Here is a 7833-nt window from a genome sequence, read left to right on the forward strand (position 1 = left end):
TGACGGCGGAAATTATGACGCCGAGTCATCAAATTGCCACGCGCGGCCGCTTTGGGTTGCGGCGGGCCACACGATAACGGGGACGATGTGACTTTCAACGCCGCCGCCTTATTGCTCCTGATCGCGGGGCTTGCGCTGATCGGCTGGCTGGCTGGCCGGGCGCGCTCGGCGCTGCTCGCGGGCCGCGCGGGCACCCGACTGCATTCGCGGCCGCAATATCATGGCTGGTACGTCGCGCTGTGGCTGTTCGCGCCCGCCGCGATCTTCCTTGCCGTTTGGTCGAGCATGTCGCCGGCGCTGATCACCAATGCGGTGCTCGCCAGTCCCGAGGCGCAGAGCCTGCCCGCCTTCGGCTTCGAACGCGGCGCGATGCTGTCCGACGCGCGCGCCGTCGCGCAGGGCAAGCAGGCGGCGGTGCGCATCCCCGAGGCGGCGCCGCTCGTCAAACCCTATGCCGACGCGACGCACCGTTTCGCGTGGATCGGCATCGCGGCGATGCTCGCGCTAGCGCTCGCCGGCGGGCTTTATGCCTTTACGCGGATCAAGCCCGATTTCCGGGCCCGGACGCGGGTCGAGCGGATCGTGATGGCGCTGCTGCTCATCGCCTCGCTCGTTGCGATCTTGACGACCTTCGGCATCGTGCTGTCGCTGCTGTTCGAATCGATCCGCTTCTTCCGCCTCGTCCCCGCGACCGAGCTGCTGTTCGGCACCTATTGGAACCCGCAGAGTGGCGCGCCGCAACCCGGCACCTTCGGCGGCATCCCGCTGTTCTGGGGTACGGTGCTGATCGGCGCGATCATCGCGATGATCGTCGCCATCCCGATCGGGATGATGACTGCGGTCTACCTCACCCAATATGCGGCGCCGACGGTGCGCAAATGGGTGAAGCCGTGCCTCGAGATCCTGGCGGGAGTGCCGACCGTCGTTTACGGCTATTTCGCGGCGCTGACCGTCGCGCCGGCGCTGCGCAATTTCGCGGTGATGCTCGGCGTGCCGAATGCGAGCACCGAAAGCGCGCTTGCCGCGGGTATCGTAATGGGGGTGATGATCATCCCCTTCGTCTCGTCGATGGCCGACGACAGCATCAATGCGGTGCCGCAGGCGATGCGCGACGGCAGCCTCGCGCTCGGCGCGACGCCGAACGAGACGATCCGCCAGGTGCTGATTCCCGCCGCGCTTCCGGGCGTGATGGGCGGCATCTTGCTCGCGGTCAGCCGCGCGATCGGCGAAACGATGATCGTTGTGATGGCCGCGGGCCTCTCCGCCAACCTCACCGCCAACCCCTTTGCCAGTGTCACCACGGTGACGGCGCAGATCGTCAAGCTGCTGACCGGCGACCAGGAGTTCGACAGCGCCAAGACGCTCGCGGCCTTCGCGCTCGGCCTCGTGCTGTTCATCGTCACGCTGCTGCTCAACATAGTCGCCCTGCGCATCGTCAAAAAGTATCGCGAAGCCTATGAATAGAGACACCGCCCCGACCGACTGGAAAGGCGCGGCGATGCAAAAGCGCATCGCGGGCCGCTATGCCGCCGAACGCCGGTTCAAGGCGATGGGGCTGGGCGCGGTGCTGCTGTCGGGCTTTTTCCTCGCCTTCCTGCTGTTCGTGATGGTCGGCAACGGCGCGCGCGGCTTTACCTACACCCATGTCGCGGTGCCGATCGACTTCAAGGCGATGCCGCTGACGGTTGACAAGGCGCGACTGTCCGATGCCGACGCCGATCAGGTGATCGCCAACGCCGGGCTCGCCGACATCGTCGCCTTTGCTGCCGACGAGGCGCTGGGCAAGGACGGGTCGCAGCTGATCAGCGAAAATGCGTGGAAGGAAGTCCGCACCCGGATCAAGGCCGATCCCGAGCTGCTCGGCGGCAAGTCGCTGTTCGAACTCCCCGCATCGAGCGCGGTCGACATCGCCGCCAAGGAAGGCGCGAAAGGCGCGCTGGGCGAACGGGTCGATGCGCTCGAAAAGGAGGGCAAGCTGTCGACGGGCTTTCACACGCCCTTCTTCAAAAATGCCGACGCGACCGATCCTGCCGTCGCGGGGATCTGGGGGGCGCTCAAGGGGTCGTTGATGACGATCTTCATCGCCTTTCTGATCGCCTTTCCAACCGGCGTGCTCGCGGCGCTCTATCTGGAAGAATATGCGCCGAAGAACCGCTGGACCGACCTGATCGAAGTGTCGATCAACAATCTGGCCGCGGTGCCCTCGATCATCTTCGGCCTGCTCGCGCTCGCGGTGTTCATCAACTGGTTCGGCCTCTGCCAGGCGAGCCCGCTCGTCGGCGGGTTGACGCTGGCGCTGATGACGATGCCGGTGATCGTCATCGCCAGCCGCAACGCGATCAAGTCGGTGCCGCCGTCGATCCGCGACGCCGCATTGGGGGTCGGGGCCAGTCCCGTGCAGGTGGTGTTCCACCATGTCCTGCCGCTCGCCCTGCCCGGCATCCTGACCGGCACGATCATCGGCATGGCGCGCGCGCTGGGCGAGACGGCGCCGCTGCTGCTCGTCGGGATGCGCGCCTTCATCGGTGACGTTCCGGGCGGCCTCTGCTCGCCCTCGACGGTGCTGCCGATGCAGATTTTTCTCTGGTCGGACGAGGTCGATCGCGGCTTCGTCGAAAAGACGTCGGCGGCGATCATCGTGCTGCTGTTCGTGCTGCTGTCGATGAACGCCCTTGCCATCTATCTCCGTAACAAGTTCGAAAAACGCTGGTGAAAATGAGCTCCCTGACCATGACCAACGACGATCTGATCATCGCCGATCCCAAGATGCGCGCCGAGGGCGTCAACGTCTTCTACGGCGACAAGCAGGCGATCAAGGACGTGTCGATCGACGTCGGCACCGACCTCGTCACCGCCTTCATCGGCCCCTCGGGCTGCGGCAAGTCGACCTTTCTGCGGTCGCTCAACCGCATGAACGATACCGTCGCCAGCGCGCGCGTCACCGGCCGGATCGAGCTCGACGGCGAGGACATCTACGCGCCGTCGATGGACGTTGTGCAGTTGCGCGCGCGCGTCGGCATGGTGTTCCAGAAGCCCAATCCCTTTCCCAAGTCGATCTATGACAATGTCGCCTATGGCTCGCGCATCCACGGGCTTGCCGCGAACAAGGCCGATCTCGACGTCATCGTCGAGCGCGCGCTGACCCGCGCCGGGCTGTGGGACGAGGTCAAGGACCGTCTCAATGAAAGCGGCACCGCGCTGTCGGGCGGCCAGCAGCAGCGTCTGTGCATCGCGCGGGCGATTGCGGTCGACCCCGAAGTCATCCTGATGGACGAGCCCTGCTCGGCGCTCGACCCGATCGCGACCGCAAAGATCGAGGAGCTGATCCACGAACTGCGCGGCAAATATGCTATCGTGATCGTCACGCATAATATGCAGCAGGCGGCCCGCGTGTCGCAGCGCACCGCCTTTTTCCACCTCGGGACGCTGGTCGAATACGGTAAGACGACCGACATCTTCACCAACCCGAAGCAGGAACGCACCAAGGATTATATCACCGGCCGCTACGGTTAAGGCGCGGGCGAAGAAGGACAGGAACGAGAACGATGGCAGTTGTGAACGATCATACGGTCAAGGCGTTCGACGAGGACATCAATCGCCTCCGCGGCCTGATCAGCGAAATGGGCGGGCGCGCCGAACAGGCGCTCCTCCAGGCGATGACCGCGCTCAGCAAGGGCGACCTCGCCCTCGCGGCGCAAGTGGTGGAGGGCGACAAGAAGATCGACGCTCTCGAAGCCGAAGTCGAACAGCTCACGGTGCAGACGATCGCGCTCCGCGCCCCGATGGCCGACGATCTGCGCGAGATGATCGCGGCGCTCAAGATCGTGTCGGTCGTCGAACGGATCGGCGACTATGCGAAGAATATCGCCAAGCGCGTTGCGCTGATGGACCAGACGCGATCGATCGAGTCGATCCCGGTGCTGATGTCGATGTCGGCCATCGTTGCCGAGCTGATCCACGACGCGCTCGACAGCTTCGCTGCGCGCGACGCCGACCTCGCGGTGCGCGTCACTGTGCGCGACAAGAATGTCGACGATTTCTACAACAGCATCTTCCGCACGCTCGTCACCTTCATGATGGAAAATCCGAAATATATTACCGAGAGCGCGCATCTGCTGTTCGTCGCCAAGAATCTGGAACGAATGGGCGACCATGCGACCAACATCGCCGAGATGGTCTATTATGTCGTCACCGGTGAGCGGATGGAGGAGCGCGAACGCGGCGAAACGCCCGAAGACAGCGCGACGGCGGAGAAGGAGCAAGGCTGATGCCGCAGCCCGACCTGCTGCTGATCGAGGATGACGAGGCGATCGCCGAACTCATCGTCTGGCATTTCGCCCGCGAAGGTTTTTCGGTCCGCCAGACCCCGGACGGGGAGCAGGCGCTCGTCCTCGTCGAGGAACGCGTGCCCGACATCGTCCTGCTCGACTGGATGATCGAAAGCCTGCCGGGAATCGAGGTGTGCCGCCGCCTGCGCCGCAACCCGAAATCGGCGAATGTGCCGATCATCATGCTGACCGCGCGCGGCGAGGAAGAGGACCGCATCCGCGGCCTCGAAACCGGTGCCGATGATTATGTCACCAAACCGTTCAGCCCGCGCGAACTGGTGGCGCGCGTTTCCGCGGTGCTGCGCCGCCTGCGCCCGGCGCTGGCCGGCGAGATCCTGGCCTATGCCGACATCGAACTCGATTCGGTGGCGCACAAGGTGGTCCGCGGTGGTCAGGTGGTGAGCATGGGGCCGACCGAATTCCGCCTGCTGCGCCACTTCATGGAGCATCCCGGCCGCGTGTTTTCGCGCGGACAATTGCTCGACAGCGTATGGGGCCAGGACAGCGACATCGAACTGCGCACCGTCGACGTCCATATCCGGCGCCTGCGCAAGGCGATTAACCTGCCCGGAACCGCCGACATCATCCGGACCGTGCGATCCGCAGGCTATGCGCTCGACGCGGGGAAAAGCGTCTGATCTGGCAGAAGATTCGCTTGCGGGGCGGCTCTGTGATTGACGGCTAACGGCCGGTTCGGCTGTAGGCCGATCTTTCTTTCATCGTCATCCCGGCGAAGGCCGGGATCTCTACCTAACGAAATAGCGCACCGGAGAGATCCCGGCCTTCGCCGGGATGACGAAAATAGCGGGTGGCAGCTTCCCTCCCCAAAGCAGACTCCCCCAATCAGAAGTCGATCTGCGTCCGCAGGCCGAAGGCGTCGGCCGAATAGTTGCGGTCGCCGCTCGTGCTGCCGATCGCGGCATCGTCGTACATCAGATGGCCGTAGTTGGCGGTCAGGCGCAGATAGGGGATCGGTGCCCACACGACCGCGACACCCAGCGTGCGCTGGCGCCCGCCGGTGATCCCCGCATCGCTGAGGTCGAGATGGTCGTACCGGGCGTTGATCTCGATCGCGCCGGGGCCGCCTGCGGTGATCGGGCGCGACGGCACGAGACGGTCGAAGCTGCCGTCTTTGTACCCGCGGCGATCGCCGCGCGTCAGCACATAGCCGACTTCGGCATAGCCGCCAAAGAAGGTCGGGTCGGCAAGGCCAGGGCGGCGCGCGGTCTGCCAGAAGCCTTCGCTGGCGACGTGCAACGGCCCGGCGATCAGCGCGCCCTCAAGCCCCAGTCCGCGCTCGCTCGTCGCGGTGAATGTGCCGGTGTCGACAAGCCGGCTGTTCGTCGTGTGGACAAAGGGCCGCGCGGCGTAACGCACCGCGGTCGGCCCGTCATTCGCCTTGCGCCAGTGCGCCGACGTCCCGAGGTGAAGCTGCGTATCGCCGAAGCGGGGCATCCACACCACCCGGCCGTCGACGCTCACGCTATTGTCCGAATCGCTCAGCAGGTCGTTGGCATTGTCGCCGAACACCCCGCCCTGCACGAGCAGCGCTTTGCCCTTGTACTGGCCCGACAGGCCGACGCGCCGCTCGAAACCGAAGGCCTGGGTAAAGGCGGCGCGTTCGGCGAAGCTGGTGAAGAGATCGCTCGTCATTTCCTCGAGCGACCAGAAAGGTTTGATCTGCCCGGCGGTGATCGAGAGCGGGCCGGTGCCATAGGTCAGATAGACGTCGGTCAGTTCAACCGAGCTGTTCGCGACATCGGCCTCGACGCGGTAGCTGATTCCGCCCGGGATCTTGCCGTCGACGCCCAGATAGACGCGGCGGAATTCGGTCGCCAGGCCGCCATGCGTGTCGGTGACGCCCGGCGGCGCGTCGATGCTGGCGAGATCGAGCTGGATGCGGCCGCGCGGCTTGAAGCTCCAGCCGTCGGCGGTCTTGATCTCGGGCGCGCCCTTCCACGCGATGTCGGTGCCGGGTTTCGCGGGGGCTGCCGCGGCCGTTACCGGAGCAGGCGCTGGCGTTGCTGCGGTCGCCGTGCCCGATGGAATGGCGCCCGGCGCGGTCGCGGCATCGAGGCGGTCTTCGAGCGTCTGGACCTTGGCCTTGAGGGCAGCCAGTTCGGCGCGCAGCGCGGCGGCTTCCTCGGCACTCAACGCCTGCGCATGCGCGGTCGTGGGGATGCAGAACATCGTCGTCGCCAACAGGGCGGCGGTCAGGGTCGGACGCATGCAGAAGGCTCCATTGCGAAAAGGTGACGATCCGGTGGCGCTGTTATGACGGTCAGATGACAGTCGCACGTCATTTCCGTTACATTTCGATGACAGTCGGCATTTTGTTGCACCCGCCAAAATTGCCCCTCCCCTCTTGCCTGCCCGCCGCGAGCGGTTAAGGACGTGCCAGTTTTCTTGGGCAACCTTTCGCGGGACGCCCCTCATGGGAGATCAGCATGACGATCAAATTTGACGGCCGCGTTGCCATTGTCACCGGCGCCGGCGGCGGCCTGGGCCGCGCCTATGCGCTCGAACTCGCCCGGCGCGGCGCCAAGGTCGTCGTCAACGACCTCGGGGGCGCCCGCGACGGCACCGGCCATTCGGACGCCGCTCTGCAGGTCGTCGAGGAAATCCGCGCCGCGGGCGGCACCGCCATGTCGAACGGCGGCAGCGTCACCGAATATGAGCATATGGTCGAAATGGTGGCCAAGGCGAAAGAGGAATGGGGCGGCGTCCACATCCTGATCAACAACGCCGGCATCCTGCGCGACAAGAGCTTTGCCAAGATGACGATGGAGGATTTCAACCTCGTCGTGCAGGTCCATCTGCTCGGCAGCGCGAACGTCACCAAGGCATGCTGGGATCTGATGCGCGACCAGGCCTATGGCCGCATCCTGATGACCGCCTCGTCGACCGGCCTCTACGGCAATTTCGGGCAGGCCAATTACGGCGCGGCGAAGCTCGGCCTTGCCGGTCTTACCAAGACGCTGCACCTCGAAGGCGCGAAATATAACATCCGCTGCAACACGATCGCGCCGGTCGCGGGCACGCGCATGACCGAAGACATTTTCCCGCCCGAACTGTTCGAAAAATTCACCCCCGAAAATGTCGCGCCGGCCGCGCTGTTCCTGGTGAGCGAAGATGCCCCGTCGAACATGATCGTCGGCGCAGGTGCGGGCGCCTATCACGCCGCCTACATCACAGCGACCCCGGGCGTCGCCCTGCCCGAAGACCAGCGCACGCCCGAAGGCGTCGCCGCGGCGTGGGACAAGATCATCGACCGTACCGGCGAAATCGTGCCCCAGTCGGGCAGCGAACAGTCGATGGTTGTGATGAAGGCCTTGCAGGCGCTCGGCTGAGTGATTGCTCCTCCCTGCCGCGCAGTGGTGGGGAGCAACCGTCTTCAAGCTTTCCAAGGCTGCTCATCTCGGATGATGGCGTTGAGCGCGACGACGAGTTTTCGGATGATGGCGACGATGATGAGCTTTGGGGGTTTTCCTGCGTCGACGAGGCG

General features: G+C 65.0%; 7 protein-coding genes. 6 read left to right on the plus strand and 1 reads right to left on the minus strand.

Annotation, left to right across the window (positions count from 1 at the left end):
• Nucleotides 1-87 precede the first annotated feature (87 nt).
• From pstC to phoB, 5 genes are read left to right on the plus strand one after another with little or no spacing between them, the layout of a single operon-like run.
• Nucleotides 88-1464 carry a phosphate ABC transporter permease subunit PstC gene (gene pstC / locus P1IM2_RS16720; protein ID WP_186403171.1) on the plus strand — a complete coding sequence of 459 codons (1377 nt, stop codon included), beginning with the start codon at nt 88-90 and terminating at the stop codon, nt 1462-1464.
• Nucleotides 1457-2713 (plus strand): phosphate ABC transporter permease PstA, encoded by a 1257-nt coding sequence (pstA, locus tag P1IM2_RS16725; protein ID WP_186403172.1) that lies wholly within the window; start codon nt 1457-1459, stop codon nt 2711-2713. The genes pstC and pstA overlap by 8 nt, the downstream gene beginning before the upstream one ends.
• Nucleotides 2714-2730: 17 nt before the next feature.
• A complete protein-coding gene (gene pstB / locus P1IM2_RS16730) occupies nt 2731-3513 on the plus strand; it encodes a phosphate ABC transporter ATP-binding protein PstB (protein WP_003039081.1) in 783 nt (260 codons plus the stop codon).
• A gap of 41 nt (nt 3514-3554) precedes the next feature.
• The gene (gene phoU / locus P1IM2_RS16735) at nt 3555-4268 is read left to right on the plus strand and encodes a phosphate signaling complex protein PhoU (RefSeq protein ID WP_003039083.1); all 714 of its coding nucleotides are present in this window, start codon (nt 3555-3557) and stop codon (nt 4266-4268) included.
• Entirely contained in the window at nt 4268-4966 is a 699-nt protein-coding gene (phoB, locus tag P1IM2_RS16740; RefSeq protein WP_003039086.1) for a phosphate regulon transcriptional regulator PhoB, read from the plus strand. Before phoU ends, phoB begins: the two co-directional genes overlap by 1 nt.
• A 205-nt stretch (nt 4967-5171) precedes the next feature.
• On the opposite strand, the gene P1IM2_RS16745 is transcribed toward phoB, so the two are convergent.
• Nucleotides 5172-6557: an OprO/OprP family phosphate-selective porin gene (locus P1IM2_RS16745; RefSeq protein WP_186403173.1), complete on the minus strand. Its 1386-nt coding sequence runs from the start codon at nt 6555-6557 to the stop codon at nt 5172-5174.
• A 218-nt stretch (nt 6558-6775) separates the two neighbouring features.
• On the opposite strand from P1IM2_RS16745, the gene P1IM2_RS16750 reads away from it, so the two are divergent.
• The gene (locus P1IM2_RS16750; RefSeq protein WP_003039091.1) at nt 6776-7678 is read left to right on the plus strand and encodes an SDR family oxidoreductase; all 903 of its coding nucleotides are present in this window, start codon (nt 6776-6778) and stop codon (nt 7676-7678) included.
• Nucleotides 7679-7833: the final 155 nt, after the last annotated feature.

The sequence above is a fragment of the Sphingopyxis sp. P1IMeth2 genome (genome assembly GCF_900185685.1).
Taxonomy (GTDB): domain Bacteria; phylum Pseudomonadota; class Alphaproteobacteria; order Sphingomonadales; family Sphingomonadaceae; genus Sphingopyxis; species Sphingopyxis terrae_A.